Raw genomic sequence first — 24,828 nt, forward strand, 5'->3', positions numbered from 1 at the left:
CCCCATGAAGATCAGGCAGGACCGCCTCGCCATCAACCCCCTGCAGTGGGTCGCGAGCGCCGACGGCTGGATCGACCCCTCCCTGGCCCCTTCGCTCGACGCGCAACTGGCGGTCATCCGCGACGCGGGTATCACGGCCCTGCACAGTGCGGTCCCCGGCGACATGGCACCGGAGGCGTACGCCGCCAGACTCGCCGAGTACGGGATCAGCCCCGCTCCCGGCTACATCCCTGTCCGCCTGACGGACGACGAGTCCGAGCGGGGGACCTTCCGGGACACCGCGGCCCGCGTCGCGGAACAGCACGCCGCACTTGGCGTCCCGACGGTTTTCCTCGCCATGGGGATGGCGAAGGACGCCGAGCGCGTCGCCCACCCCGCCGTCGGCCACCTCGCCGACCAGGGACGGCTGGAGCGCGTACGGGACCTGCTGGCCGAGATCGCCGGGATCGTCCGGGCCCAGGGCATCACCCCCGCCTTCCACCCGCATGTCGGTACCTGGGCGGAGACCGAGGAGGAGACCCGCTTCATCCTCGACACGGTCGACGCCTCCGTCCTCGGCTTCGGACCCGACATGGGCCACCTGGCCTGGGCGGGTGCCGACGCCGCAGGGCTCGTACGCGACTACGCGGACCGGGTGGCGGCCGTCCACATCAAGGACCTGGACCTCGACCTCGCCGCCGAGGCCAGGGAAGCGGGCTGGGACTACCGCAGGACCGTCCTGGCGGGGCTGTGGTCGGAGCCGGGCCACGGCAACGCCGACATCGAGGGCTTCGTCGGCGCGCTCCCGGACGACTTCGACGGCTGGCTGATCGTCGAGGTCGACCGCGGGGCCAGGCCCACACCGGAGGAGAGCGTGCGGCTCTGCGGGGAGTGGGCCGCCAAGCACGCGTAGCCATGACCGGGACACGCGGACCACGAGCAGTACCGGCCGGGCACGGCCGCAGACGGGGCGACCAGGAGCCGAAGGATTGAGACAGGTGGAGAGAACATGCGCAAGACAGTGGCGTTCATCGGCGCGGGAATTCTGACAGCGACGGTGACAGCCTGCGGCGGCGGCACACAGGCCGCGGGCGGGGACAGGACCCTGACACTCGCCGAGTCGGTCACGGCCACGCCGTGGGACCTGGCCAAGGCGAGCATGGGCCCCGAGTCCCAGTACTACCAGCCGGTGTACGACACCCTGATCCGGCTGAACACCAAGGGGGAGCCCACCCCCAACCTGGCCACCTCGTGGTCGTACGACAAGACCCAGACCATCCTGACGCTGAAACTGCGCGAGGGAGTGAAGTTCACCGACGGCACCGTCCTCGACGCGGACGCCGTGCGCAAGAGCCTGCTGCACACCAAGAGCGGCACGGCCTCCGCGGCCGGCGAGATCCAGGACATCACCGGCGTCGACATCGTCGACTCCCACACCGTGGCGATCAGGCTGAGCCACCCCACCGCGGCCCTGTTGCCCGCGCTGGGCCAGGTCTCCGGCATGATCGTCAGCCCGAAGGCGCTGAAGAGCCCCCGGACGCCCGTCGGCTCGGGCCCGTACAAGCTGGACACGGGCGCGACCACGGCCGGGCAGACGTACACGTACACGCGTAACGCCGACTACTGGAACACCAAGGCGTTCCCCTACGACAAGATCGTCATCAAGTACCTGGCCGACCCGACGGCCCGCACCAACGCGTTGCTGTCCGGCCAGCTCGACGGCGCCACCCTCAACCTCAACCGGGTGGCGACCGTCAAGGGCCGTGGCCTGAACGTCGTCACCTACCAGCCCGGCGACATCGAGGGTCTGTACATCTGGGACCGCGCCGGCAGGAAGGTGCCCGCCCTCGGCAAGCTGAAGGTCCGCCAGGCCCTCAACCACGCCTTCGACAAGGAGGCGATCATCAAGTCGGCCAAGACCGGACTCGGCACGCCCACCACGCAGATCTTCGCCAAGGGCGAGGACGGCCACAAGGCCGCGCTCGACGAGACCTACTCGTACGACCCGAAGAAGGCCAGGAAACTGCTCGCGGAGGCCGGTTACCCCAACGGTTTCGCCGTCACCATCCCGGACCTCTCCGCGAACTTCCCGCAGGAGCAGGCCGCCCTCACCCAGTCCCTCAGGGACATCGGCATCAAGGTGAAGCTGGACAACCTGCCCGGCGACCAGATCTTCAGCGCCATGCTGTCGGGCGAGTACGCGATGTCGTACTTCAAGCTCGGCGCTCCCACGGCCTGGGACAAGGTCCAGCTGGAGCTGACGAAGAAGTCGACCTGGAACCCCTTCAAGTACAGCGACCCCAAGGCCGACGACCTCATCGACCGCATCGGCAAGTCGACCGGGGCCGAGCGCGAGGCGCTGTTCGAGGAACTCAACACCTACGTCGTCGACCAGGCATGGAACGCCCCCTGGAGCGTCATCGCCAACGCGTACGCGACCGCGAAGGATGTCAGGGTGACGCCCCAGCCGGGCTCCCAGTACCCGCCGATCTACAACTACGCGCCGGCCGCGAAGTAGCTTCGGCCCGCTCCGACGTCCGGAAGGAGGAACTCTGTCGTGCTTGCCTTCTTGCTCCGGCGCATCGCCGCCGGCGCCGCCCTGGTGGTCGTCGTGGCCACCGCGACGTTCCTGCTGCTCAGCCTCACGGGCACCGATGTCGCCCGCAACATCCTGGGCGAGACGGCCTCGCGGTCCGCTGTGGCCGCCAAGAGCCGTGAACTGGGCCTGGACCAGCCCCTGGTGGAGCGCTACTGGCACTGGGCCGAACAGGCAGTACAGGGAAACCTGGGCAGCTCGTGGTTCACCGGCGATTCGGTGAGCCAGTCCCTGACGGACACGCTGCCGGTCACCCTGTCCATCGTGCTCGCCGGCATGGTGATCGCGGCGGTGCTCAGCGTGGCGCTGGGCACCGCGGCGGCGCTGCGCGGCGGCTGGGTGGACCGTGCGGTGCAGTTCGCCGCGGTGCTCGGCACCGCGGTGCCCAGTTTCCTGATCGCCCTGGTCCTCGCCGTCACCCTGGCCGTCCGGCTCGGCTGGCTGCCGGCCACCGGATACGTCGCCCTCGGCACCTCGCCCGGCGGCTGGCTCCGCTCGATCACCCTGCCCGCCCTGTCCCTCGCCGTCGCCGCGACCGCGGCCACCGCGATGCAGGTACGCGGCGCCCTGATCGACATCCTGCGCGCCGACTTCGTCCGCACCCTGCGCAGCCGGGGCCTGACCACCCGCAGCGTCGTGTACCGGCACGCGCTGCGCAACGCGGCGCCGCCCGCCCTGACCGTGCTCGCCCTCCAGTTCATCGGTCTGATCGGCGGCGCGGTCGTCGTGGAGAAGGTGTTCGGGCTGCCGGGCATCGGCACCCTCGCCAACTCGGCCGCCGTGCGCGGCGACGCGCCCGTGCTGCTCGGCACGGTCGTGGTCACCGTCGTCATCGTCGTCGCCGTCAACCTGCTGCTGGACGTCGCGTACGGCTGGCTCAACCCGAAGGTGCGTGTCTCATGACCTCCGTGGACTCCGTGGCGCCTGCGGCGTCCGCCGCGGCTCCCGAACGGGACCGGCTGCTGCGCCGGTCCCTGCGTGACCCGGTCGCCGTCGTCTGTCTCCTCGTCCTGGCCCTGGTGATCGCCGTGAGTCTCGCGGCGCCGCTGCTCACGGACCACGCGCCGGACCGCAGTGTCCTGGCGGACACCCTCGCGCCCATGTCGGGCACCCATCCCCTCGGCGGCGACGGCGTGGGCCGCGACGTCCTGTCCCGGCTGATGTACGGCGGACGCACCAGCCTCCTGGGCGGAACTCTCGCCGTGCTCGTGGCCTTCGCGGTCGGCGCACCGCTCGGCCTGGTCAGCGGTTTCTACCGGGGCTGGTTCGACGCCGTGGCCGGCTGGACCGTCAACGTGATCATGGCCGTGCCCGCGATCATCGTGATGCTCGTGGTCATGGCGGCCGTGTCCCAGGATCTCAACGTCGCGATGATCGTCCTCGGTGTGATCATGGCACCGATGGTCTTCCGCCTCATCCGCGCCTCGGTGCTCGCGGTGCGTGAGGAGCTGTACGTCGACGCCGCCCGCGTCTCCGGGCTCGGCGACGCCCGCATCATCCGCCGTCACGTCCTGCCCGTGGTGATCGCGCCGTCCGTCATCCAGGCGACCCAGGTGTTCGCCGTGGCGATCGGCATCCAGGCGGGCCTCGCCTTCCTGGGTCTGGGCAAGGCGTCCCAGGCCAGCTGGGGCGCGATGCTGGGCGACGCCTTCACCAACGTGTACAACGCACCCGTGCTGCTGGTCTGGCCGGGCGCCGCGATGGGCCTGACCATCCTGGCGTCCAGCATGCTGGGCAACGCGGTGCGGGACGCACTGGGCACGGCGGAGCCCCGGGTGGTCAGGCGGCGCGAACTCGTCGCGCGGAAGGCCGCGGCAGCCGTGGCCGAGATGCCCGCGGACCGTCTCCTGACGGTGGAGGGTCTGCGCGTCGCCTACGGCGAGAAGACGGTCGTCGACGGAGTGGACCTGACCGTGGCACGCGGCGAAGTCCTGGGCCTGGTCGGCGAGTCGGGGTCCGGCAAGAGCCAGACGGCGTTCTCCGTCCTCGGGCTGCTGCCGTACGAGGCCGGGGTGACGGCCGACCACCTCGTCTTCGACGGCAAGGAGCTGCTGGCCCTGGACCTCGCCGCGCTCAACGCCCTGCGCGGCCGGGGCATCGGCTACATCCCCCAGGAGCCCATGTCCAACCTGGACCCCTGCTTCCGCATCGGCTCCCAACTGGTGGAACCCATGCGGAAGCACCTGGGCCTGTCCCGGGCCGAGGCCCGCACCAAGGCCCTCGACCTCCTGGAGAGGGTCGGCATCCCGGACCCCGAGCGCGTGTTCCGGTCGTACCCGCACCAGATCTCCGGCGGCATGGCCCAGCGCGTCCTCATCGCCGGCGCCGTCTCCTGCGACCCGCAGCTCCTCATCGCCGACGAGCCGACCACCGCACTCGACGTCACCGTCCAGGCCGAGGTCCTCGACCTGATGCGCTCGCTCCAGCAGGAGCGCCACATGGGCATGATCCTCGTGACCCACGACTTCGGCGTCGTCGCCGACATCTGCGACCGGGTCGCGGTGATGCAGAAGGGCCGCATCGTGGAGACCGCGCCAGCACGGCGGATCTTCGCGGCGCCCGACCACGCGTACACCCGCATGCTGCTGGACTCCACGCTCGAAGGCGGGCCCGCACGGGGCGCGCTGCACGTCCCCTCGAAGCCCGTCAAGGAGGTGACGTCATGACGTCACAGACGCCACCGCTCCTCGAACTCGACGACGTCGTGGTGGAGTACCCGGGCAAGGGCCGCGGCAGGAAGCCCTTCCGGGTCCTGCACGGCGTGTCCCTCTCCGTCGCGCCCGGTGAGACCCTCGGCCTGGTGGGCGAGTCCGGCTCGGGCAAGACGACCCTGGGCCGGGCCGTACTCGGCCTCGCGCCCGTCACCGGGGGCACCGTCCGGTTCGAGGGACGGACCGTCTCCGGCCTCGGCAAGCGGGAACGGAGGGCACTCAGCAAGGACATCCAGGTCGTCTTCCAGGACCCGTACACCTCGCTGAACCCGGCCATGACCGTCATGGACATCCTCACCGAGCCGCTGCTCGTCACCGGCGTCGCCCGTGCCGACGCCGAACGCAGGGTCCAGAAGCTGCTCGACCACGTGTACCTGCCGCAGGACGCGGCCCGCCGGCTGCCCCGCGAGTTCTCCGGCGGACAGCGTCAGCGGATCGCCATCGCGCGGGCCCTGTGCCGGGACCCCAAGCTGATCGTCTGTGACGAACCGGTCAGCGCCCTCGACCTGACGACCCAGGCCCGGGTGCTGGACCTGTTCATCGAGATCCAGGAGGCGACCGGCGTGGCGTACCTCTTCGTCACCCACGACCTGTCCGTCGTACGGCACATCAGCCACCGCGTGGCCGTGCTCTACCGGGGCGACATCGTGGAGACCGGCGACGCGGTCCAGGTCACCGAGCGCCCGGAACACCCCTACACGAAGGGGCTGTTGCTCGCCGCGCCGGTACCGGACCCGGAGCGGCAGGCGCAACGCCGCTCGGAGCGGCTGAAGCTGAGGGCGTCATGACCGACGTGACGGACACCCTGACCCGCTACCTCGCCCTGTGCGACGTGCCCGCGCGCGTCGAGGGCGATCTGGGCGACCTCTTCACCGAGGACGCCGTGTGGGAGGGCGGCGGCAGTGCGTACGCCGAGAAGTTCGGGCGCAGCGAAGGCCGTGAGGCGATCGTCCGGATGCTCTCGGCCTATCTGCCGCCCAACCCGCACTTCCACACGAACGTCCATCTGCTGTTCCCCGGCACGGTGGACACCGACGGGGCGACAGCGCGAGGGAGCTGGTCGATGCAGCAGCTCTCCCGCTACGCGTCCGGTGCCTCGGAGGTCATGGTCGCCCGGCTCGACGTGACGTTCCGCCTCGACGCCGACCGGCCCCGTATCTCCGCCTTCCGCACCGAACGACTCTTCAGCGAACCGCTGTCGGGAGAGCGATGAACACCCGCACGATGCTTCTGACCTGCTACGCCGACACCCACAACTACGGCTGGCACCACGTCGACCTGTTCACGCACGACAGCACCGGCAGAGAGGTCAACTGGGTCCACTGGACGGTCGACGAGGACGGCCCCGTCGGCGCCGACGAGGCCACCGCCCGCGTCGAACCCGCGCTGCGCCGCACGACCGAGTGGCGGCACGGCGTCAGCGCCGACGGCGGCGACTACTGGACCGCCCAGGCCGTCTGGGACGGCTGAGGACACGGGACGGCTGCGATGTGCCTCGTCTACATCCTGGACGACGACGAGGAGCTGAGCGAGTCACTCGCCTGGCTCCTGGAATCGGTCGGCATCCGTTCGGAGCGTTTCCGGGACGCCCGGACCTTCCTCGCCTCCTACGACCGCGCCCGGCCCGCCTGCCTGGTCCTGGACGTCCGCATGCCCGAGCTCAGCGGCTTCGGCGTCCAGGAACTCCTCAATGAGACGGGGTCCCCACTGCCCGTCGTCTTCGTCTCCGCGCACGGCGACATCCGCATGTCCGTGCGCGCCCTGCAGAACGGCGCAGTCGACTTCCTGGAGAAGCCGTACGACCCCCAGCACCTGCTCGACGTCGTGCAGGCCGCCCAGCGCACGGCCCGGGACCGGTTCGCACGAAGGGCCCAACAAGGCGAACTGCGCGCCAGGTTGGACAGCCTGACGGTACGGGAACGGCAAGTGCTCGCGCTATCCGTCGAGGGCGTGCCCAGCAAGCAGATCGCGGGGCGGCTCGGCATCAGCGCCAAGACCGTCGACGTGCACCGGGCCCGCATCCGGGAGAAGACCGGTGCCGAGAGCATGGCCGCCCTGGTCCGCGACGTACTCCGGCTCGACGCACAGTGACCGGGAGCAAACACATGGACGACCCAGGGCCTGTGTCGAAAGTGGCGCCTGCCGGCCGACGCCTGGCACGCCCCCTCGCCGCACCGGGCGAAAGCCCAAGTACGTCCGGTCCGTCAACGGGGTCTTCCGCCCGGCATACCGAGAGCACGCTCCCCCACGCTCGAACCCGAGCTCGCGCGGGGGCACCCCCATCGCCGCCGCCCGGCCCGCCCTTCGGGCGGACGACTCCACTTTCGACACAGGCCCTGGCCCCGGACGACTTCCGCGAGCTGACCCAGGCCCTGAAGTACTGCGTCCTGCTTCATGACGCCCGCACCTTCGACATCCTGTGGGCCAACCGGGCCGCCTGCGAACTGCTCGGCTGGAGTGTCGACGAGCTGAAGCCGCTCAAGGCGCCCGACATGAGCAAGAACGCCCGCCAGTACAGCCGCGAACTGGGGCACCGCTGGCTCGGCCGCGCCGTCGAGCAGGGCGTCAGCGCCACCGAGTGGTGCTATCGCTCCAAGAGCGGCGAGGAGATCCTCACCGAGGCGATCGCGATCCGTGTCGAACTGGCGGCGCGGACGGCGGTGATGGTCCAGTTCCGGGACATCGCCGAGGAGAAGGCGGTCCGGCGGGACCTGTTCCGCACCGAGAACAGACTGCGCGCCTTCCTCGGCGGGCTGGCCGAGGGGATCGTCGTCCTCGACGACGCCGACAGCGTGGTGTTCGCGAGTGAGTCCGCCCTCCGGCTGCTCGGCGGCGACCTCGACGGCGCCGACTTCACCGCCTACTGCTGCGACGGACCCGTACCCGAACGTGAGGGCCGCTACCGGTTCGCCGGGCCCGGCCAGGCGCCCCGCTGGTACGCCGCGACGTGCCAGCACATCGAGATCGAGAGCGATCTGCGCGGCCGGATGCTCCTGTTCTACGACATCACCGACCGGGTCCGCGCGGAGGAGCGGCACCGCCGCGACACCCAGCACCTCGACCACCTCGCCCGCTACAACGCCATGGGTGACATGGCGATGGCCATCGCCCACGAGGTCAGCCAGCCGCTCGCCGCCGCGTACAACTTCGTCGAGGGAGCGCGCGGCCGGCTCGGCCACGGTGCCGGTGACGCGTCGGTGGCCTGGGGGCTGGACAACGCCGTGCGGCAGATCGACCGGGCGCGTCGCATCCTGGGGAGCCTGCGGAGTTATGTCGGACGCCTGGAGCAGTCCGAGCAACTGACCGACCTCAACGCGATCGTGCGTGACTGCGCGTACTTCATCGAGCTGCGGGCCCAGGAGCACGCGGTGACCGTCGAGTTCGACCTCACCGGCGAGCCGCTGCCGGTGCGCTGCGAGAACGTCCTCATCGGCCAGGTCGTGATGAACCTCGCCTTCAACGCGGTCGAGGAGATGGCCAGATGGCCCGGGAAGGAACGCGGCGTAGGCGTACAGGTCACCACCCGGCGCGGTGAGGGCGGTCGCGCCGAACTCGCCGTCCGCGACCAGGGCCACGGACCGCCCCCCGACAACCGGATCTTCGACGGAGTCTTCACCTCCAAGGAGAACGGCAGCGGCATCGGCCTCGCCCTCAGCCACCGCATCGTCACCCGGCACGGCGGCCACATCGAAGTCCACCCCAACGAGCCGCGCGGCGCGGTCTTCCGCTTCACGCTGCCGCCGGCCCCATCGCAAGCGGAGACAGAAAGCTCATGACCATCCGATACCAGCACGCCACCCTCATCCAGGGAACCGGAGCCACCCCCGTGCCCGACGCGGTTCTCGTCGTGGACGACGGACTCATCGCCTACGCGGGTCCGGCTGCGGGCGCACCACCGACACCCACCGCGACGACGGTCGACCTGGGCGGCCGGACACTGCTGCCCGGCTTCATCGACTGCCACGTGCACCTGTGCATGACCCCGGAACGCGGGCTGCTCGCAGGGCTGGCCGCCGACGCGACGGTGGAGACCTTCGAGATCGCCCGGCGGCTGCGCGCCACCCTGGACGCGGGCGTGACCACACTGCGCGACCTCGGCGGTGTGCCCGCGGGCTACCGCACCGCGATCGAGCGGGGCCTGATCGAAGGCCCTCGGCTCCAGGTCGCCGTGAAAGTGATCAGCCACACCGGCGGGCACGCCGACTGCTCGCTGCCCGGAGGGGTCGACGCCGCACCGCATCTGGGCGAGATCGCCGACACCGCCGACGAGGCACGGCTCGCGGCACGCAAGGTGCTGCGAGCCGGAGCGGACCTCGTCAAGGTCTGCGCCACCGGCGGCATGGGCAGCCCGCACGACGACCCCGACGACGAGGGCCTGACCTACGACGAGCTGACAGCCGTCGTCGACGAGGCGGCACGGCACCGCGGGAAACGCGTCGCGGCGCACGCCCAGGGCAGCGCCGGCATCCGCAACGCCCTGCGCGCCCGGGTCACCAGCATCGAGCACGGCTACGGCATGACCGACGAACTGTGCGATCTGGCCCTGGAACACGGCACGTTCCTCGTCCCCACCCTGTCCACCGTCTTCGCCCCGCTCGACCGCGAGGCGATGGCCGAGCACCACTTCCGCAAGAAGAGCCGCTGGGCCCGGATCAGCAAGGAGAACATCGCGCACGCGATCAGCCGCGGAGTCCCCATCGCCCTCGGCACGGATTCGGGCGTCGTCCCGCACGCCCGTAATCTGCTGGAACTGTCGTACCTCGTCGAACTGGGCATGGAACCGCTCGACGCGATCACGGCCGGAACCCTGAACGCGGCACGCCTTCTCGGTCTCGACAAGACGCTGGGCTCCCTCGAAACAGGAAAGACCGCGGACTTCGTGGTTGTCGACGGAGATCCGCTGGCCGACATCGGCGTACTGGGCCGGCCCGATGCCATCGTGCTGGTCGCGCAGTCGGGAACCGTACGAAAAGACCTCATAAAGACCTCATGACGGCCCGATGAGAGCGGGCCCGAGTGTAGGGGAATTCCCCTATGCGGACGCGGCCAAGTCCCAATGGTGGACACATGGTTGATGCCCGTAGCGTGAAAGGGAGGCGGAAGAGAGAACCGCCCCGGCAATGCGAGGAGAATTTCTCATGACGCAGACGCTGGATTCCCCGACCGCGGCCGAAGGCCGTTCGCAAGCCGGGGCGGCGTTCGACCGACTGCTGGAGACAGTGAGGGGACGGCGGGCCGAATTCGAGGAGAAACGGCACGTCCCGCGTGATGTGATCGCCGAATTCAAGAAGGCCGGAATCTACCGGGCCGGCGTCCCGAAGCGTTTCGGTGGAGATGCACTGCCGCCCGCTGAATTCCTTCACCTCGTCGAGCGGATATCCGTGGTCGACGGCTCGGCCGGCTGGGTCGCGAGCTTCGGCTCGTCGGCCATCTATCTCACCGCACTGCCACTACAGACGCAGGCCCTGCTGTACGCGGACGGCCCCGACGTGGCCTTCGCTGGCGGGCTGTTCCCGGTGCAGCCCGCGCAGCGCGTCGAGAACGGCTACCGCGTCTCCGGCCGATGGAGGTTCGCCAGCGGCTGCAAGGGGGCCGACGTGCTGGGCGTGGGCATCAAGTCCGGCGCGGACCACTCCGGCCGGCCGCTGACCGCCGTCCTGCGGCCCGACCAGGTGGAGATCACCGACAACTGGGACGTCATCGGCATGCGCGGCACCGGCAGCCACGACCTGGTGGTCGACGGAGCTGTCGTACCGGAGGAGTGGACGTTCGTCCGCGGCGGTGAGCCCGCTGTCGACGAACCGCTGTACCGCTACCCGACGGTCCCGTACGCGGCCCAGGTCCTGGCCGTCGTCGGCCTCGGAGTGGCTCGTGCGGCCCTCGACCACGTCATCGCCCAGGGCGGCCGCTCCGGCTACACCGGCGCCCCGAAACCGGCCGAACGCGCCACCTACCGCATCGCGGTGGCGCAGGCCGAGGCCCAACTCCGGTCCGTGCGCGCCTTCTTCTACGAGACCACCGAAGAGGTCTGGGCCACCGTCGAGGCGGGAGACCCGGCCACCCCCGAGCAGGCCAGCCTGCTGCGGCTCGCCTCCGCCCACCTGGCCAGGACCACCTTCGAGGTCGTCCGGGCCGCCTACCAGCTCGGCGGCATCGGTGCCATCGCCGACGGCAGCCCCCTCCAGCGCCACCTGCGCGACGCGTCGGTCGTCCCGCAGCACGCCTTCCTCCAGGAGGGCATGTACGACGGCGCCGGCGCTGTGCTCATGGGCGTCCAGCCCTTCCCCGGCTACCTCTGACCGGCTACCTCTGAGAGGCAGGAATCGCCATGCCCGACAACTCCCCGCTGAGGGTGCTCTTCTGTATCGGCGTCAACCAGAACTTCTTCGACCTGCCCACCGGCCAGGGCAAGACGGTCTGGGACGGCTTCACCACCATGCTCACCCAGCTGTTCGAGCTGCCCGGGGTGACCGTCCTCGGCACCATCGACGACGACCGGCACATGGTCGGCCCGTCCGACTCCTGGCCGTGGACCTGTTACGTCCTCGCCGATGTCGTCGACCAGCCGACAGTCGCCGCCGCCTGCAACCTCTTCCGCACCGTGCAGGTCGGCGAGCACGGCCTGTGGCGCTACATGAAGATCGAGGCCCGCCTCGGCCGCCCGCTGCCCGAACCGGAGGCGGTCCGATGAGCCCCGACATCTCCTCCCTGGTCGAGTCCGACCGGGTCGCCGGCACCCTCTACACCGACCCGGACCTGTTCGAGCGGGAGATGGACCGCATCTTCCACCGCACCTGGGTGTGGGTGGCGCACGAGAGCGAAGTCGCCAAGCCCGGCGACTTCAAGACGGCCTGGATCGGCCGCAGGCCGGTCATCGTCAGCCGAGACCGCCGCGGCGGCATCAATGTCCTGCTCAACCGCTGCCGCCACCGCGGCGCCAGCGTCTGCGAAACCCCCAAGGGCAACGGCAACGGCTTCACGTGCCCCTACCACGCCTGGTCGTACGCCCTGGACGGCACACTGCGCGGCATTCCCTACCCCGACGGCTACGAGGACGTCGTCGAGAAGAAGGACCTGCCGCTGCAGCGGCTGAAGGTCGGCAGCTACGCGGGCATGATCTTCGCCAGCTTCGACCACGACATCGAGCCGCTGGAGGACTTCCTCGGCGGGGCCCGCCTGTGGATCGACCGCTTCATGAAGCAGGGCGCCGGCTACCCGGTCAAGGTGCAGGGCGAGCACCGGTTCCGCTTCCGGGGCAACTGGAAGATCCAGCTGGAGAACACCACCGACTGGTACCACTTCCCGATCGTGCACCGCTCCTGGATGTCGTCGGTCGACGCCGAGACCGCGAGCATGCTGTCGATCATGACCGACGAGAGCGCGGTCACCCACGCCCTCGGCAACGGCCACAGCGTGTCCATATCAGTTGCCGAGCACGCCGACCTCGACGTCGACGACGGCACCGAGAAACTCCAGGACCGCTTCAGCCACATCGTCGAGGAACTGTCGAAGGACATGCCGCCGGAGAAGGTGCGGCGCATCGTCCGCTCGCTGCACGGCGCCGGGTTCAACCTCAACCTGTTCCCGAACGTGGCCATGTCGATGTCCTTCTTCCGCGTCCTGCGTCCGATCTCGGTCGCCGAGACGGAGATCCGGCACGTGGCCCTCGGCCTGGACGGCGGTCCGGAGATCGTCAACCGTGAACGGCTGCGCATCCACGAGCACTTCCAGGGCCCGTTCGGCTTCGGCAGCCCCGACGACGCCGAGGCGTGGAACCGCGTCCAGCGCGGGGTGACCGGCGGCGTCGACATGCCGATCCTGGTCAACCGCGGCCTCGGCCGCGAGAAGCCCAACGACCTGGGGCAGCCCACCTCGCACGCGACTGACGAGACCGGGATGCGCGAGGCCTACGCGATGTGGAAGAGGATGATGACGGATGGCGAGTGACGCCCCGAGCACGGCCGCCCCGGCCACGGCACTCCCTTTCGACGACCCCCGTGCCCTGGCCGCCGTGTCCCTCATCTGGCGCGAGGCACACCTGCTGGACGCCCGGCGGTACGAGGACTGGGACGGCCTGTGGGCCGAGGGGGGAGAGTACGTCGTCCCCATCGACCGTGAGACCACCGACTTCGCCTCCACCCTCAACCTCGTCTTCGACGACGACCGGATGCGCCGTATGCGCATCGAGCGCCTCACCGGCGGATTCTCCATCTCCGCGGCCGCGGCGGCGCGCACGGTCCGCACCGTCTCGCGCTTCGTCGTCACCGGCCGCGAGCCGGACGCGATCGAGATCTGCTCGGCGCAGGTCCTCGTCGGCTACAAGCGCGAGGAGACCTTCGTCCTCGCAGCCGACCTCACCCACCGGATCGTGTGGGACGCCGACGGCCCCCGGATCTCCCGGAAGGTCGTCCGGCTGGTCAACTCGGACGACACCGTCACGGCATCGGGATTCCTGCTGTGAGCCCGCAGGGAACCGGCGAGAGCTGGGAGGACGACGCCCACCGTGTCGCGCTGGTGACCGGCGCGGCCCGCGGCCTCGGCGGCTGTATCGCCGCGCGGCTGTACGACCGGGGCTACCGCGTCGCCCTGACCGACCTCGACGCGGAGGCCGCCGCCGAGGCCGCCGCGGAGCTCGACCCCTCCGGCCGCAACGCCGTGGGTCTCGCCCTGGACGTGCGGGACAAGGACGCCTTCGTCCGGGTGCGGGACCGGCTGACCGAACGCTGGGGCGCCGTGCACGTCCTGGTCAACAACGCCGGGCAGTCCAAGGTCGAGCCCCTGATGCGGATCAGCCCGGAGAGCTTCGACGCCGTGGTGACCACCAACCTCAACGGCACCTTCTTCGGCTGCCAGGTCTTCGGCGCCTACTTCGCCGAGCGCGGCTACGGACGCATCGTCAACATCGCCTCCCTCGCCGGCCAGAACGGCGGTACGGCGACGGGCGCGCACTACGCGGCGGCCAAGGGGGGTGTGGCGACACTGACCAAGGTGTTCGCCCGCGAACTCGGACCGCACGGGGTGACGGTCAACGCCATCTCCCCGGGACCGCAGGACCTCCCGGTGGTCCGCGAGACCGTCGCCCCGGACCGGCTCGCCCAGATCGAGGCGTCGATCCCGGTCGGCCGCCTCGGCCGGCCCCGGTTCATCGCCGACATGGCCGTCCTGCTCGCCGCCGAGCACGCGGACGCGGTCACCGGAGCCTGCTGGGACGCCAACGGCGGCCTGTACATGCGCTGACAGCGCCGTCAGCACCACATCAGCACCACCCGCGAACGCGAAGGCAGACGGATGTTCACTGTCACCGTCACCGAGACCGCTGACGAAACCGACACGATCAAGGCCCTGAGGCTCGTCCGCTCCGACGGCAACGCCCTCCCTCCGTATCCGGCGGGCGCACACATCGACGTGACCGGACCCACCGGGATCACCCGCCCCTACTCCCTGTGCGGGCCACCCGACGACACCGGCGCCTACACCATCGCGGTCAAACGCGAGGAGAACTCGCGCGGCGGCTCCCAGGCCCTGCACGACAAGGCCGACCGGGGCACCGAACTGACCGTGGGGCAGCCCCGCCGGCTGTTCGGGCTCGCCGCGGACGCCGGGCAGCACCACCTGATGGCCGCCGGGATCGGTATCACCCCGCTGCTGGCGATGGCGTACGAACTCCACACCACCGGCGCCGAGTTCCGGCTGCACTACGTGGCACGCCGCCGGGCCGAGGCGGCCTTCGCCGACCTGCTCGAACGCAGCGCCTTCGCCGACCGCGTCGTCTTCCACTTCGGCCTCGGACGCGAGGCGACGGTCAGGGCCCTGGCCGGCGAACTCGCCGGGGCCGGGCCGGACGCACACGTCTACACCTGCGGCCCCCAGGGCTTCATGGACCGGGTCGGCGCGCTCGCGGCCCGCACTCTGCCCGAGGACCGTGTCCACCGTGAGCTGTTCCAGGCAGGTGACCTTCCGAAAGCCGAACCCGCCACCGGCTTCGAAGTCGAACTGGACACCGGCGAGGTGTACACCGTGCCGCCGGACAAGAGCATCGCCGACGTACTGGAGGCGGGCGGCGTCCCCCTCGAAACCTCGTGCCGGGAAGGCATCTGCGGGACCTGCGTCCTGCGGGTCGTCCAGGGCGAACCAGACCACCGCGACCACTGCCTGTCCGCGAAGGAGAAGGCGGCCGGCGACCAGATAGCCGCCTGTGTGTCACGTGCGAAGTCGCCGCGGCTGGTGGTCGAGCTGTGGTGAGCGAGAACCGATCCGAGCAGGAGAGGAGCGGCACCGCCGTGGCCCCCGATCAGCGCGAGTTCCGGGAGGCCATGGCGCATCTCCCGGCAGCCGTCAACATCCTGACGACAAACGGCCCGAGCGGCCGCTGCGGCCTCACCGTCAGCGCGGTCTGCTCGGTCACCGACGCACCGCCGACCCTCCTGGTCTGCGTCAACCGCTCCAGTGCCATGCACGACGTCTTCCGCACCAACGGTCACGTCTGCGTCAACGTCCTCGGCGGCGACCAGCAGGAACTGGCACTGCACTTCGCCGGCGCCACCAAGGTGCCCATGGCCGAGCGCTTCACCTGGGACGTCTGGGACCGCACCCAGGACGTGCCGGTCCTCAAGGACGCCCTGGTGACCGCGGTCGGCACCGTCAGCCACACCGTCCCCATGGGCTCCCACAGCGTCCTCTTCGTCGACGTCGAGCAGATCCGCACCCGTTCGGGCGGGCAGAGCCTCGTCTACTTCAACCGGGCGTTCCACCGCCTCGACGCCACGCCCCTGATAACGGAAGGCGCCGGGTCATGACCACCGAGAGGACGGCCGCGGTCGAGGAGGCACTGCGCCGCCTGGAGCAGACCGAGCCCGGAATCCGTGCCTGGGTCCGGGTCGACGCGGACGGCGCCCGTGCGGCTGCCGAGAGCGCGTCGTCCGGCCCGTTGCGCGGTGTGCCGTTCGGCGTGAAGGACATCATCGACGTCGCCGGACTGCCCACCGAGTGCGGCTCCCCGCTGCGCCGGGGGCGGATCGCCACGGCCGATGCCTGGCTGGTGGACCGGCTGCGCTCAGCCGGGGCCGTACCCCTCGGCAAGACCGTGACCACCGAGTTCGCGTACTTCCAGCCCGGTCCCACCCGCAATCCGTACAACCCCGCCCATACACCGGGGGGTTCCTCCAGCGGCTCGGCCGCCTCGGTCGCCTCCGGCGTCGTACCGCTCGCACTGGGTTCGCAGACCGCGGGCTCCCTGACCCGGCCGGCGTCCTTCTGCGGTGTCGCCGGATATGTCGCCCCGGCGGGCGCGTGGCCGACAACGGGCTTCACCGGCCTCAGCCGGACCCTGGACGCGCCCGGACTGCTCGCGGCGGACGTCGGCTTCCTGGCCACGGCCGTGGAGGCCGTCGACGGCACCCTGACCGAGGAGCCCCAGTCCCCGAAGGTGTTGCTGTGGTCCGGCACCGAACTGGCGGACATCGACCCCGCGATGCTGGACGCGCTGGAGCACACCCGGCGGGCCCTGGAAGCCTTCGGCGCGGAAACGGCCGATCTCGGGGACCGGACCGGCACACCGGTACTCGCCGAGACGCACGCCACTGTCATGGCGTACGAGGCCGCCCGCGCGCTCGAAGCCGAGGCACGGCACCCCGAGGCACTGAGCGCACACCTCTGCGAACTTCTGCAACGGGGACGCGACACCCCTGTGGCCGCCTACGAGGCGGCGCTCGCCGTCAGGGACGGCGCCCGCACCCGGATCCTCGGCCTGCTCGACCGTGCCGACGTAATCCTCGGCCCCGCCGCTCCGGGCCCCGCCCCGCACGGCCTCGGCGCCACCGGCACCCCGGTCCTCAGCCGCCCCTGGCAACTGCTCGGCCTGCCCGTCGTCACCATCGCGGGGCACCGCGACCCGCACGGCATGCCCCTCGGCCTCCAGCTCATCGGCCACCCCGACCGCGCGGGCCGTCTGCTCGGCATCGCCCGGCACACGGAAACCCTCGTCCGGGACATCACAGGGAGCCCCCGATGAAGATCACCGGGATCGAGGCCATCCCGTACGCCATCCCCTACACCAAGCCACTCAGGTTCGCGAGCGGCGAGGTGCACACCGCCGAGCACGTCCTGGTCCGGGTACACACCGATGAGGGGCTGGTCGGAGTCGCCGACGCGCCACCGCGTCCGTTCACCTACGGCGAGACGCAGGCATCCGTGACCGGAGTGATCGAGAAGGTCTTCGCCCCGCAACTGCTGGGGGCGGAGGTCTTCGCCCGCGAGCGTGTCCACGCCCTCCTGCACCGCACGGTCGGCAACCCGGCCGCGAAGTCCGCCCTCGACATGGCGCTGTGGGACATCGCGGGCCAGGCCTGCGGGCGGCCCGTCACCCAACTGCTCGGCGGCAGCACCGACCGTATGCGCGTCAGCCACATGCTCGGCTTCGACACACCGCGGCGCGTGACCGCGGAGGCGGAACGCATCCGCGACACCCACGGCATCACCGTCTTCAAGGTGAAGGTCGGCCGCCGCCCGGTCCGCCTCGACCTCGACGTGTGCCGTGCCCTACGCGAAACCCTGGGCGACGACGCCGAGTTGTACGTCGACGGCAATCGCGGCTGGACCGCCTCCGAGGCCGCCTTCGCCCTGCGTGAACTGGACGGCCTCGGCCTGACGCTCGCCGAGGAGCTGTGCCCCGCCGACGACGTACTCGGCCGCCGCCGGCTCGTCAGGGACTGCCGTGTCCCGTTCGTCGCCGACGAGTCCGCCACCACACCGGCCGAGGTGACCCGCTCCCTGCTCGACGGCGACGCCACCGCCATCAGCATCAAGACCGCCCGCACCGGCTTCACCGGTTCCCAGCGCGTGCTGTTCCAGTGCGAGGGGCTCGGTGCCGAAGTGGTGATGGGCAACCAGATCGACGGCCAGCTGGGCACCGTCTGCACGGTGGCCTTCGGCGCCGCCCACGTCGCCACGTCACGCCGTGCCGGCGAACTGTCCAACTTCCTGGACATGAGCGACGACCTGCTCACCGAACCACTCACCATCACCGGTGGCACGCTCGCCGTCCGCGACCGGCCCGGACTGGGCGTCGCGATCGACGAGGACAAGCTCGCCCGCTACCGCCAGGACCACTGACCCCTCCACCCACGAAGGAGCCGCACCACCATGTCCGACACCGCCCTCACCGCCACGGCCGCCGCATCCGGTGCTTCGGCGACCGAACGCTTCCTCACCGACAAGACCTCCCTGCCCACCGAAGGTACCGACGCCGCCCGCGTCAACACGCTGGCCACGGAGGTCCTCACTGCCGTGCACGACGTGATCCGCCGCCACCGGGTCACCTACGACGAGTACAACGCTCTCAAGGCGTGGCTGATCGCGGTCGGCCAGGACGGAGAGTGGCCGCTGTTCCTGGACGTGTGGATCGAGCACGTCGTCGAGGAGGTCGCGAGTGCCGCTCGCGAGGGCAGCAAGGGCACCATCGAGGGCCCGTACTACGTACCGGGTGCTCCCGCCCTCCCCAGTACCGCCGTCCTGCCGATGCGCGAGGACGAGCCGGGCACCCCGCTCCTCTTCCAGGGGCAGGTCACCGGCGTGTCGGGCGAGCCGCTCGGCGGCGCCCTGCTGGAGATGTGGCAGGCCGACGACGACGGGCTGTACGCACAGTTCGCGCCCGGCCTTCCGGAGTGGAACCTGCGCGGCAGCGTCGTCGCCGACGCCGAGGGCCGGTTCGCGGTGACGACCGTCGAGCCCGCCCCGTACCAGATCCCCACCGACGGCTCCTGCGGCCGGCTCATCGCCGCCGCGGGCTGGCATGCCTGGCGCCCCGCCCACCTGCACCTGAAGGTGTCCGCGCCCGGTTACGAGCCGCTCACCACACAGCTGTACTTCAAGGGCGGCGAACACATCCAGGACGACGTGGCCTCCGCGGTCAAGCCCGAACTCGTCCTCGACCCGCGGCCTGCCTCCGGGGGCGGAAACGAGGTCGTGTACGACATCGTCCTCGACCCGGTGTCCTGACCGAACGAAAGGAGGCGTGCCCGTGCTCTTCGCCGTCCGGATGACAGTCGCACTGCCGCCCGACATGGACCCCGAACTCCGCACGTCGCTCCTCGCGGCGGAGAAGGAGTACGCGCGGAAGCTGCAACACAGCGGCGAGTGGCTGCACTTGTGGCGCTGTGCCGGTCAGTACGCGAACCTCAGCGTCTTCGACGTGAGCGACAACGACCGCCTCAACGAACTCCTCTGGGGCCTGCCGCTCTTTCCCTACATGGAGATCACGGTGACGCCGCTGGCCCGGCACCCGTCGGCAGTCGGCTGACTTTGGGCGCTCCCCCCGGTTGGGGGGGGGAGCAAGCCGGCCAACCACCCAGCTGGACAAGTGGGTTGGGACCGCTGATTTAGTTGAGGGGAGCGGGGTGGAATAACGTGGGCGTCCACAACTGGTGTTCGACGGTTTCGTGGTTCTCGCACCACGTACACGCAGGGAGTGTCCATGACTGATGAGGCAGCGAACTCCGCGCAGGAGGGCTTCCCCAAGATCGATACCTCCGTGCCGCAGTCGGCTCGGATCTGGAACTACTGGCTGGGCGGCAAGGACAACTACGAAGTCGACCGTGTGGCCGGTGACGCCTTCCGCACGATCTTCCCCGCCATCGAGACCGGAGCCCGTGCCGCGCGGTACTTCCTCGCCCGCGCTGTTCGTCATCTGGCCGCCGAGGAGGGCATCCGGCAGTTCCTGGACATCGGCACCGGGCTGCCCAACGTGGACAACACCCATCAGATCGCCCAGCGGGTCGTCCCCGAATCCCGGATTGTCTATGTCGACAACGACCCGTTGGTGCTGGCGCACGCCCGCGCGCTGCTGACCAGCACACCGGAAGGCGTCACCAACTATGTCGACGCCGACCTGCGCGAGCCGAGCACGATCCTGCGGGAAGCCGCCAAGACGCTGGACTTCGACAAGCCCGTCGCGCTCATGCTGATGGGCATCCTGGGCCACATCGAGGACTTCGACGAGGCGCGCTCGATCGTGCGGGAGCTGGTGGAGGCGCTGCCCTCCGGCAGCTACCTCGTGCAGTACGACAGCACCAACACCAGCAAGGCGTACGTCAAGGCCATCCAGCAGTACAACGACGGCGGATCGGTCCCGTACATCCTCCGCAGCCCCGACCAGATCGCGCGCTTCTTCGACGGCCTGGAACTGCTCGAACCGGGCGTGGCGTCGTGCTCGCGCTGGCGTCCGGACGCGGGCGCCTGGGGTCTCCCCGCGGAGGTACATCAGTACGGTGGTGTCGCCCTCAAGAGGTGAACCCCGGCCGACGAACCGCCCACGTCCTCGACCACATCCCCCGGTCACGTCTCCTGGAGGATGCGGTGGAGGATCGTGGGCGTCTCGTCCGGTGACTCGGCCTGGACCACCAGGCGGTTCATGGCATCCCAGTAGCACTCGATCTCGGACGGCTTGCCCGGGTAGAGGGCAGTGGCGAGCTGTTCGAGGTAGACCACGTCGGTCAACTGACCTCCGGGCAGGCGCAGGATGGTGACCGGGCCGCTTTCCGCGGCGTGGCCACCGGCGAGGAACGGCAGGACCTGCACCGTGACCTGAGGGAGTCGGCAGATCTCGATGAGGTGCTGGAGCTGGGCGCGCATCACGCTGACTCCGCCCACCGGGCGGCGAAGCGCCGCCTCGTCGATCACGGCCCAGAGCTGGGTCGCCTGCTGCCGGTGAAGGATCCGCTGGCGTGTCGTCCGCAGGGTGACCCGCCGCTCGATCTCCTCCGCCGAAGCGCCTGGATGGACGGACCGGATGGAGGCACGTGCATAGGCGCGGGTCTGCAGCAGGCTGGGAACACGCTGGACCTCGAAACAGCGGATGAGACTCGCTGCCTGTTCGACCCCGAGGTACGCCTGCATCCAGGCAGGCACCACGTCGTTGTAGTGCTGCCACCAGGCGGGGGCGTTGGCCTGCTCGGCCAACGCCAGCAAGGTGGCGCGTTCGGCCTCGTCCGTGACTCCGTAGAGGGTGAGCAGATCGGCCACGTCACGCAGTTTGACCCCGTGACGGCCGGCCTCCAGTCGGCTGATCTTGGACCGGGAGGCGCGGATGGCCCGACCCGCGGCCTCACGGGAGATGAGCCGCCCCTCCCGCAGTCTGCGCAGGTGTGCCCCCAGTGCCAGTCGCGGAACCATGGGGCCGGCCGACTGGCCGTACAGGACCCCGCTGCCGGACGGTGTACATGTGGCCTCTTGGACGCCCATGGACATTCTCCCTGCGGTGGACACAACTCCGCACGCGGACAAGCGATGCGGTCAGCCCATCCTAGGGGGCTGTCCTGTGCGCGATCTTCGAGTTGCCGAACGCACGGCGTCTTGACTTCGGCAGCCAAGGATGGCAGGCACCGCTACAAGGCCGGTCCGGAGCTACTGAGTGGGGCGCCTTCCGGCCGTCGCCGCTGTCACCATCCGGTCATGAGCAGATGGTTGGTCAGGAGGGCGAGGGAGGCCTGGGCCGTCAGCCAGACGCGGGGCCGGCTCAGGAAGGCACACGCGGGGAGCAGCCACATCGCGAACGGCAGCCAGATGCGTTCCGTCTCCGCCTTGCTCATCCCGGACAGGTCGGCCGCGAGGACGGCGATCACGGCGGCGGACACGAGGAGCGCGAGGCGGGCCCCGGCAGCGAGGGGACCCGGGCTGTCCGGCCGGGTGAGGACGCTGCCGCGCCGGTGGGCGAGGGCGGCGACGGTGTGCCGTAGTCCCGCGGCCGTCGCCAGGCCCACCAGGAACACGGTGCAGGCGAGGTTCGCCCACACCCAGTACCCATAGGGCCGGATGCCGCCGGCCCCCTGGTAGTAGCGCTCGGTCAGGAGGCGGTACCCCTCCCACCAGTCGAAGCCGGCGAGCGTGAACGCGAGAGGCACGACGGCGGCTCCGGCGAGAACGAAGGGGAGCGGACGTGCCCGGTGCCGTCCGAGGAGCAGAACACCCGCCGCGACCAGCACGAACAGAGTCAGCCCGTAGGAGAGGTAGCAGGTCAGGCCGAACAGCAGCCCGGAGGCGAACGCGGCGGCCCGCATACGGGGCCCCGGCCGCCCGGTCACCGCGAGCGCGAGCAGTGCCACGGACCATGCGGCGACGGCGGCGAAGTACCCGTCGGCCGACGTGCCCATCCACACCGCGGCCGGCGCCATCACCAGGAACGGCGCCGCCCGCCGCGCCAGTTCCTCTCCGGCCAGTGCCCGCACCGTCACCAGCACCGCCACGCCGGCTGCGGCGCCGACGGTGATGCACCACACCCCGGCCCAGCCTCCGCCTCCCAGGCCGATCCGGTCGAGGAGGACGAAGGTGAGGGTGGCCGCCGGAGGGTGTCCGGCCACATGAGGCGGCCAGTGGTCGGGGGAGTGGAGCAGGATGTGGTGGGTGAAGTCCCGCAGGGTGGCGGGGATGTCGTGGAAGCGGTCGATGACCTGGAGGTACTCGTAGCGGGTGGTGAGCCGGACCGCGATGCCCCGGTGCCAGCCGTCGATCAGCGCCAGGGACCAGGTCCACGCCATGGCCGTGCCCCAGGCCGCGGCCAGCAGGGCGCGCCACGGCAGCCGCGCGGCGACGACGGGACCATAGGCGACGACCGCGGCCGCCACCGCCAGGGCGGCCGGGGTGCCCGGCCCGGCGTGCGGGCCCCAGTTCGCGTACAGCGGGGGCCAGCCGACGTGCAGATTCCCGTAGTTGTCCTGAAGGTGTCGGCCGACCAGTGCGGCTGCCACGACGAGGAGGACGGCGGCCAGTGCGGCGGCCAGGTCGGGAAGAGCGGTGCGCAGCGACGCGCGAAGGGGGTCGTGGCCGGAGCGACGGGGGGTGCGCGGAAACGGACGGAGGGAGAAACCGAGCGGGGAGCGGGTCACAGAAGGAACGCTAGGGCGGAAAGGGGCGAACACCGTCGCCCGCACCGCTGACGTCAGCGTTTCGTCATGGGTTGCGCACCCTTTCGGGGGCCGGTTCCGGCCTACCGTCGGGACATGCGCGACCAACCGCTTCCTCCTTCATCGCCCGGCTTCTGGCGCAGTCCGGTGCGCGGCCCCTGGTTCACCTCCGTGCTCGGTGTCGTGCTGCTGGTGGGCATCACCGTGCTGTTCGTGACGGGGCTGCTGTCGTACGCGGCGTACAACCCGGATCTGTCGCCGGTGAACGACAAGACCCCGGAAAAGGGGATCCTCGGCTTCTACCTCTTCGCCTGGCCGACCGGTCCGTACTGGCTGTACCGGCTCACCCAGGGCGTCCACGTCACCCTGGGCATCACGATCGTCCCCGTCCTGCTGGCCAAACTGTGGTCGGTGGTGCCGAAACTTTTCGCCCTGCCGCCGGTCCGGTCGCTCGCCCACGCCCTGGAGCGGATCTCGCTGCTCCTGCTGGTCGGCGGAGCGCTCTTCGAGTTCGTGACGGGTGTGCTCAACGTCCAGCTGGACTACGTCTTCCCCGGCTCCTTCTATCCGCTGCACTTCTACGGGGCGTGGGTGTTCTTCGCCGCGTTCGTCGTGCACGCGCTGCTCCGCGCGCCCGCCGCCGTACGCAACCTGCGTCGCATGCGGGCGGGGAAGGGTCCTGAGGAGGAGGCCGGCGGGGAGCCGGACTTCCCGCTGGTCACCCCGCGGCCCGCGGCGCCCACGGTGTCCCGGCGCGGATCGCTGTGGCTGGTCGGAGGCGGTTCGCTGGCGCTGTTCGTGACGACGGCGGGACAGAGCTTCGACGGTCCGCTGCGGCGCACGGCCCTCCTCGCACCACACGGCTTCGCCGATCCCGGCAGCGGCCCGGGCGGCTTCCAGATCAACAAGACGGCCGCGTACCGGGGGATCAGCGCGCGGGAGACCAGTGACGAGGTGTGGCGACTGGCCGTCACCGGGCCCTCGGGCACGGTCCGGTTGAGCCGGGCCGAACTGCTGGGCCTCCCCCTGCACAGCTCGGCGCTCCCCATCGCCTGTGTGGAGGGCTGGTCGACCTCCGACCAGTGGTGGCGGGGCGTACGGCTGCGGGACCTCGCCGCGCTGGTCGGATACGAGGCGGATGCGGCCCCCGACGTCCTGGTGGAGTCCCTCCAACGGCACGGCGCCTTCCGCAGGGCCGCCCTGCGCGCCAACCAGGTGCGTGATGCGCGCTCACTGCTGGCCCTGGACGTCAACGGTGAGCCGCTGACCCCCGACCACGGCCACCCGGCCCGGATCATCGTGCCCGCGGCGCCCGGCGTGCTCAACACCAAGTGGGTGGCCCGGATGACCTTCGGCGACCTGTGACCGGGCCTGCGGGGGGACCTGTGACGACAAGAGCCCTCGGGACGAGAAGAGCCGTGCGGTGAGGAGAACCCCGTGATGAGAAGACTTCCTACGCTGGGAAGCCCCTTGCAGATCCTGCTCCTGGCCTGTTCGTTCGCGCTTGCGGGATACGCGGGCGTGCGCCTGCTGGCCGGTGACGCGCTGGCGGTGACGCTCTGGTTCGTGGGCGCGGCGGTGCTGCACGACCTCGTGTTTCTGCCGCTGTACGCGGCCGTGGACCGGGCCGTCGCCGGTGTGTTCGGCG

General features: G+C 70.5%; 25 protein-coding genes. 23 read left to right on the forward strand and 2 right to left on the reverse strand.

The annotated features are described in order from the left end of the window. The first annotated feature begins 4 nt into the window (after positions 1–4). The 22 genes from E0500_RS26495 (at position 5) to E0500_RS26600 (ending at position 20,572) form a co-directional block, all read left to right on the forward strand. Positions 5–892 (forward strand): sugar phosphate isomerase/epimerase, encoded by an 888-nt coding sequence (locus E0500_RS26495; RefSeq protein WP_131557739.1) that lies wholly within the window; start codon positions 5–7, stop codon positions 890–892. A gap of 96 nt (positions 893–988) precedes the next feature. Beyond that, the gene (locus E0500_RS26500; protein WP_131557737.1) at positions 989–2,497 is read left to right on the forward strand and encodes an ABC transporter substrate-binding protein; all 1,509 of its coding nucleotides are present in this window, start codon (positions 989–991) and stop codon (positions 2,495–2,497) included. A 39-nt stretch (positions 2,498–2,536) separates the two neighbouring features. After that, positions 2,537–3,478 carry an ABC transporter permease gene (locus tag E0500_RS26505; RefSeq protein ID WP_131557735.1) on the forward strand — a complete coding sequence of 314 codons (942 nt, stop codon included), beginning with the start codon at positions 2,537–2,539 and terminating at the stop codon, positions 3,476–3,478. After that, complete coding sequence (locus tag E0500_RS26510) at positions 3,475–5,241, forward strand: dipeptide/oligopeptide/nickel ABC transporter permease/ATP-binding protein (RefSeq protein WP_131557733.1); 1,767 nt, start codon at positions 3,475–3,477, stop codon at positions 5,239–5,241. The genes E0500_RS26505 and E0500_RS26510 overlap by 4 nt, the downstream gene beginning before the upstream one ends. Then, complete coding sequence (locus E0500_RS26515) at positions 5,238–6,074, forward strand: ATP-binding cassette domain-containing protein (RefSeq protein WP_131557731.1); 837 nt, start codon at positions 5,238–5,240, stop codon at positions 6,072–6,074. The genes E0500_RS26510 and E0500_RS26515 overlap by 4 nt, the downstream gene beginning before the upstream one ends. Further along, positions 6,071–6,499, forward strand: coding sequence for a nuclear transport factor 2 family protein (locus tag E0500_RS26520; protein ID WP_131557729.1), 429 nt, complete (start codon positions 6,071–6,073; stop codon positions 6,497–6,499). Before E0500_RS26515 ends, E0500_RS26520 begins: the two co-directional genes overlap by 4 nt. After that, positions 6,496–6,756 carry a hypothetical protein gene (locus E0500_RS26525; protein WP_131557727.1) on the forward strand — a complete coding sequence of 87 codons (261 nt, stop codon included), beginning with the start codon at positions 6,496–6,498 and terminating at the stop codon, positions 6,754–6,756. Before E0500_RS26520 ends, E0500_RS26525 begins: the two co-directional genes overlap by 4 nt. Before the next feature lie 18 nt (positions 6,757–6,774). Beyond that, complete coding sequence (locus E0500_RS26530; RefSeq protein ID WP_131557725.1) at positions 6,775–7,377, forward strand: response regulator transcription factor; 603 nt, start codon at positions 6,775–6,777, stop codon at positions 7,375–7,377. Between the two features lie 296 nt (positions 7,378–7,673). Then, entirely contained in the window at positions 7,674–9,062 is a 1,389-nt protein-coding gene (locus tag E0500_RS26535; RefSeq protein ID WP_258573499.1) for an ATP-binding protein, read from the forward strand. After that, positions 9,059–10,279: an amidohydrolase family protein gene (locus E0500_RS26540; protein WP_131557723.1), complete on the forward strand. Its 1,221-nt coding sequence runs from the start codon at positions 9,059–9,061 to the stop codon at positions 10,277–10,279. Before E0500_RS26535 ends, E0500_RS26540 begins: the two co-directional genes overlap by 4 nt. A 145-nt stretch (positions 10,280–10,424) precedes the next feature. Next, the gene (locus E0500_RS26545) at positions 10,425–11,585 is read left to right on the forward strand and encodes an acyl-CoA dehydrogenase family protein (protein ID WP_131557721.1); all 1,161 of its coding nucleotides are present in this window, start codon (positions 10,425–10,427) and stop codon (positions 11,583–11,585) included. A gap of 29 nt (positions 11,586–11,614) precedes the next feature. After that, positions 11,615–11,977: a hypothetical protein gene (locus E0500_RS26550; RefSeq protein ID WP_131557719.1), complete on the forward strand. Its 363-nt coding sequence runs from the start codon at positions 11,615–11,617 to the stop codon at positions 11,975–11,977. Continuing rightward, on the forward strand, positions 11,974–13,233 hold the full coding sequence (locus E0500_RS26555) for a Rieske 2Fe-2S domain-containing protein (protein ID WP_131557717.1): 1,260 nt from the start codon (positions 11,974–11,976) through the stop codon (positions 13,231–13,233). Before E0500_RS26550 ends, E0500_RS26555 begins: the two co-directional genes overlap by 4 nt. Beyond that, entirely contained in the window at positions 13,223–13,747 is a 525-nt protein-coding gene (locus E0500_RS26560; protein WP_131557715.1) for an aromatic-ring-hydroxylating dioxygenase subunit beta, read from the forward strand. The genes E0500_RS26555 and E0500_RS26560 overlap by 11 nt, the downstream gene beginning before the upstream one ends. Beyond that, positions 13,744–14,523: an SDR family NAD(P)-dependent oxidoreductase gene (locus E0500_RS26565; RefSeq protein WP_131557713.1), complete on the forward strand. Its 780-nt coding sequence runs from the start codon at positions 13,744–13,746 to the stop codon at positions 14,521–14,523. The genes E0500_RS26560 and E0500_RS26565 overlap by 4 nt, the downstream gene beginning before the upstream one ends. 51 nt (positions 14,524–14,574) lie before the next feature. Next, positions 14,575–15,528 carry a PDR/VanB family oxidoreductase gene (locus tag E0500_RS26570; protein WP_131557711.1) on the forward strand — a complete coding sequence of 318 codons (954 nt, stop codon included), beginning with the start codon at positions 14,575–14,577 and terminating at the stop codon, positions 15,526–15,528. Further along, positions 15,525–16,082, forward strand: a complete 558-nt coding sequence (locus tag E0500_RS26575; RefSeq protein ID WP_309505147.1) for a flavin reductase — start codon at positions 15,525–15,527, stop codon at positions 16,080–16,082. Before E0500_RS26570 ends, E0500_RS26575 begins: the two co-directional genes overlap by 4 nt. Beyond that, positions 16,079–17,296 carry an amidase gene (locus E0500_RS26580; protein ID WP_131557709.1) on the forward strand — a complete coding sequence of 406 codons (1,218 nt, stop codon included), beginning with the start codon at positions 16,079–16,081 and terminating at the stop codon, positions 17,294–17,296. Before E0500_RS26575 ends, E0500_RS26580 begins: the two co-directional genes overlap by 4 nt. Then, entirely contained in the window at positions 17,293–18,396 is a 1,104-nt protein-coding gene (locus E0500_RS26585) for a mandelate racemase/muconate lactonizing enzyme family protein (protein WP_131557707.1), read from the forward strand. The genes E0500_RS26580 and E0500_RS26585 overlap by 4 nt, the downstream gene beginning before the upstream one ends. A 30-nt stretch (positions 18,397–18,426) precedes the next feature. Further along, the gene (gene catA, locus E0500_RS26590; RefSeq protein ID WP_131557704.1) at positions 18,427–19,281 is read left to right on the forward strand and encodes a catechol 1,2-dioxygenase; all 855 of its coding nucleotides are present in this window, start codon (positions 18,427–18,429) and stop codon (positions 19,279–19,281) included. Between the two features lie 22 nt (positions 19,282–19,303). Next, positions 19,304–19,582, forward strand: a complete 279-nt coding sequence (gene catC / locus E0500_RS26595; RefSeq protein WP_131557702.1) for a muconolactone Delta-isomerase — start codon at positions 19,304–19,306, stop codon at positions 19,580–19,582. A 174-nt stretch (positions 19,583–19,756) separates the two neighbouring features. Further along, positions 19,757–20,572, forward strand: a complete 816-nt coding sequence (locus E0500_RS26600; protein WP_131557700.1) for an SAM-dependent methyltransferase — start codon at positions 19,757–19,759, stop codon at positions 20,570–20,572. A 44-nt stretch (positions 20,573–20,616) separates the two neighbouring features. Here E0500_RS26600 and E0500_RS26605 read toward each other — a convergent pair whose 3' ends face one another. After that, positions 20,617–21,522 carry a helix-turn-helix transcriptional regulator gene (locus E0500_RS26605; protein ID WP_131557698.1) on the reverse strand — a complete coding sequence of 302 codons (906 nt, stop codon included), beginning with the start codon at positions 21,520–21,522 and terminating at the stop codon, positions 20,617–20,619. A gap of 197 nt (positions 21,523–21,719) precedes the next feature. After that, positions 21,720–23,078 (reverse strand): hypothetical protein, encoded by a 1,359-nt coding sequence (locus E0500_RS26610; protein ID WP_131557819.1) that lies wholly within the window; start codon positions 23,076–23,078, stop codon positions 21,720–21,722. 198 nt (positions 23,079–23,276) lie between these two features. On the opposite strand from E0500_RS26610, the gene E0500_RS26615 reads away from it, so the two are divergent. Next, on the forward strand, positions 23,277–24,545 hold the full coding sequence (locus tag E0500_RS26615) for a molybdopterin-dependent oxidoreductase (protein WP_131557697.1): 1,269 nt from the start codon (positions 23,277–23,279) through the stop codon (positions 24,543–24,545). Positions 24,546–24,828: the final 283 nt, after the last annotated feature.

Origin of the sequence: Streptomyces sp. KM273126, from assembly GCF_004337435.2 — a bacterium.
GTDB lineage: Bacteria > Actinomycetota > Actinomycetes > Streptomycetales > Streptomycetaceae > Streptomyces > Streptomyces acidicola.

Excerpts from the sequence above, each read along its gene's own strand:
- E0500_RS26525 (WP_131557727.1), top strand. The coding sequence starts at position 6,496 with ATGAACACCCGCACGATGCTTCTGACCTGCTACGCCGACACCCACAAC.
- E0500_RS26615 (WP_131557697.1), top strand. The coding sequence starts at position 23,277 with ATGCGCGACCAACCGCTTCCTCCTTCATCGCCCGGCTTCTGGCGCAGT.
- E0500_RS26515 (WP_131557731.1), top strand. The coding sequence starts at position 5,238 with ATGACGTCACAGACGCCACCGCTCCTCGAACTCGACGACGTCGTGGTG.
- E0500_RS26510 (WP_131557733.1), top strand. The coding sequence starts at position 3,475 with ATGACCTCCGTGGACTCCGTGGCGCCTGCGGCGTCCGCCGCGGCTCCC.
- E0500_RS26600 (WP_131557700.1), top strand. The coding sequence starts at position 19,757 with ATGACTGATGAGGCAGCGAACTCCGCGCAGGAGGGCTTCCCCAAGATC.
- E0500_RS26605 (WP_131557698.1), bottom strand. The coding sequence starts at position 21,522 with ATGGGCGTCCAAGAGGCCACATGTACACCGTCCGGCAGCGGGGTCCTG.
- E0500_RS26520 (WP_131557729.1), top strand. The coding sequence starts at position 6,071 with ATGACCGACGTGACGGACACCCTGACCCGCTACCTCGCCCTGTGCGAC.
- E0500_RS26545 (WP_131557721.1), top strand. The coding sequence starts at position 10,425 with ATGACGCAGACGCTGGATTCCCCGACCGCGGCCGAAGGCCGTTCGCAA.
- catA (WP_131557704.1), top strand. The coding sequence starts at position 18,427 with ATGTCCGACACCGCCCTCACCGCCACGGCCGCCGCATCCGGTGCTTCG.
- E0500_RS26500 (WP_131557737.1), top strand. The coding sequence starts at position 989 with ATGCGCAAGACAGTGGCGTTCATCGGCGCGGGAATTCTGACAGCGACG.
- E0500_RS26560 (WP_131557715.1), top strand. The coding sequence starts at position 13,223 with ATGGCGAGTGACGCCCCGAGCACGGCCGCCCCGGCCACGGCACTCCCT.
- E0500_RS26580 (WP_131557709.1), top strand. The coding sequence starts at position 16,079 with ATGACCACCGAGAGGACGGCCGCGGTCGAGGAGGCACTGCGCCGCCTG.
- E0500_RS26530 (WP_131557725.1), top strand. The coding sequence starts at position 6,775 with ATGTGCCTCGTCTACATCCTGGACGACGACGAGGAGCTGAGCGAGTCA.
- E0500_RS26550 (WP_131557719.1), top strand. The coding sequence starts at position 11,615 with ATGCCCGACAACTCCCCGCTGAGGGTGCTCTTCTGTATCGGCGTCAAC.
- E0500_RS26495 (WP_131557739.1), top strand. The coding sequence starts at position 5 with ATGAAGATCAGGCAGGACCGCCTCGCCATCAACCCCCTGCAGTGGGTC.
- E0500_RS26540 (WP_131557723.1), top strand. The coding sequence starts at position 9,059 with ATGACCATCCGATACCAGCACGCCACCCTCATCCAGGGAACCGGAGCC.
- E0500_RS26555 (WP_131557717.1), top strand. The coding sequence starts at position 11,974 with ATGAGCCCCGACATCTCCTCCCTGGTCGAGTCCGACCGGGTCGCCGGC.
- E0500_RS26585 (WP_131557707.1), top strand. The coding sequence starts at position 17,293 with ATGAAGATCACCGGGATCGAGGCCATCCCGTACGCCATCCCCTACACC.
- E0500_RS26570 (WP_131557711.1), top strand. The coding sequence starts at position 14,575 with ATGTTCACTGTCACCGTCACCGAGACCGCTGACGAAACCGACACGATC.